Origin of the sequence: Blautia sp. CAG:257 (genome assembly GCF_000433815.1) — a bacterium.
Lineage (GTDB): Bacteria > Bacillota > Clostridia > Lachnospirales > Lachnospiraceae > Blautia_A > Blautia_A caecimuris.
Window position 1 is genome coordinate 1 of sequence record NZ_HF999034.1, and the last position, 2,019, is coordinate 2,019.

A 2,019-nucleotide genomic window follows, 5' to 3' on the forward strand; every position below is an offset into this window, starting at 1 on the left:
CTGATCTGGCGAAAGCCATTTCAATATAATAAAAATGGTGGTTTTCACTATTTTTTTTACACAGCAGTTAGTATACACTAATGAAAATAAGATGTGTATAACAAAGGCATCAAAAGGAGGAGAATTATGAGGATTGCTTTTGCAGGGAATCCAAACAGTGGAAAGACGACCATGTACAATGCACTTACCGGCAGGAATGAACATGTCGGGAACTGGGCAGGTGTTACGGTCGAAAGAAAAGAAAGTCCGATCAGGAAAGGTTATTATGACGGAACGGAGGAGTTGGTTGCGGTAGATTTGCCGGGCGCTTATTCTATGTCTCCTTTTACATCGGAAGAAAGCATTACCAGCGGATACGTCAAGAATGAGAATCCGGATGTGATCATCAATATCGTAGATGCTACGAATCTGAGCAGAAGCCTGTTTTTTACCACACAGCTTCTGGAACTTGGGATTCCAGTAGTTGTCGCACTAAATAAGAGTGATATCGTTAATAAGAAACAGACAAAAATTGACGAGAAGATTCTGTCTGAAAAGCTGGGCTGTCCGGTGATCAAGACGATTTCCACTTCTTCCGGACATGAAGGACTCAAAGAGACTGTAAATGCTGCGGCTGCATTAAGAGGAAAAGGTCAGAAAGCACCTTATGTGCAGGCGGATATTGATTTTAAAGATAAAACAGCAGTAGAAGCGGCTGACAGAAAGCGTTTTGAGTTTGTAAATGGAATCGTAAAGCAGGTAGAAAAGAGAAAAGTTTTTACAAAGGATAAAAACGTGCAGGATAAGATTGACAGTATCATCACACATAAGATTATCGGGATACCGATTTTCGCAGCAGTTATCTTTCTTGTATTCTACATATCTCAGACAACACTTGGTACATGGATCGCGGATTGGCTAGTGGCATGGATCGAGACTTTTCAGGGATGGGTCGGCGGACTGATGGAAAATGCAAACCCGCTTCTGTATGCACTCCTTGTAGATGGTATCATCGGTGGCGTTGGCGCAGTTGTCGGTTTCCTTCCGCTTGTTATGGTCATGTATTTCCTGATCGCACTGCTGGAAGACTGCGGATACATGGCGAGAGCTACAGTAGTTCTGGATCCGATCTTCAAGAGAGTAGGGCTTTCGGGAAAATCCGTTATTCCGATGGTCATCGGTACCGGATGTGCGATTCCGGGTGTTATGTCTTGCCGTACGATTCGTAATGAAAGAGAGCGCCGTACCACAGCGATGCTTACACCATTTATGCCATGTGGGGCAAAAATCCCAGTGATTGCTCTGTTTGCAGGTGCATTCTTTGCGGACGCATGGTGGGTTTCAGCAACCATGTATCTGGTGGGTATTCTCTTAGTTTTGCTTGGAGCTTTACTTGTGAAAAAGATTACAGGACAAAAATACAGAAAATCTTTTTTTATCATTGAACTCCCGGAATACAAACTTCCAAGTTTGAAAAGAGCATGCGGCTCTATGCTGGAACGTGGAAAAGCATATATCGTAAAAGCAGGAACGATTATTCTGGTATGTAATACGATCGTACAGATCATGCAGAGTTTTAACTGGCAGTTCCGGCTTGTGGAAGAAGGTGCGGAAGGAACATCTATTCTGGCATCCATTGCCCATCCGTTTGCAATTTTGTTCATACCGCTTGGATTTGGAGTGTGGCAGCTTGCAGCAGCGGCAGTAACAGGTTTTATCGCAAAAGAAAACGTAGTTGGTACGCTTGCCGTAGTTTACGGTATCACAAACTTAATAGATACAGATGAGCTGGCGTTGGTTGGAAGTGGAAATGAAGTAGCAACTGTTATGGGACTGACAAAGGTAGCAGCTCTTGCTTATTTGATGTTTAACCTTTACACACCACCATGTTTTGCAGCTCTTGGAGCGATGAATTCAGAAATGAAGAGTGGAAAATGGCTGCTTGGAGGAATCTGTCTCCAACTTGCAACAGGGTATACCGTAGCTTTCGGTATATATCAGATTGGTACATTGATCACAACAGGATCTCTTGGCACTGCA

1 protein-coding gene is annotated in these 2,019 nt (G+C 43.4%); it reads left to right on the forward strand.

Annotated elements, in window-relative coordinates:
• Positions 1-126: 126 nt before the first annotated feature.
• Positions 127-2,019 (forward strand): ferrous iron transporter B (feoB, locus tag QVP40_RS05900; protein ID WP_288200346.1); only part of this gene is annotated, 1,893 nt, incomplete at its 3' end.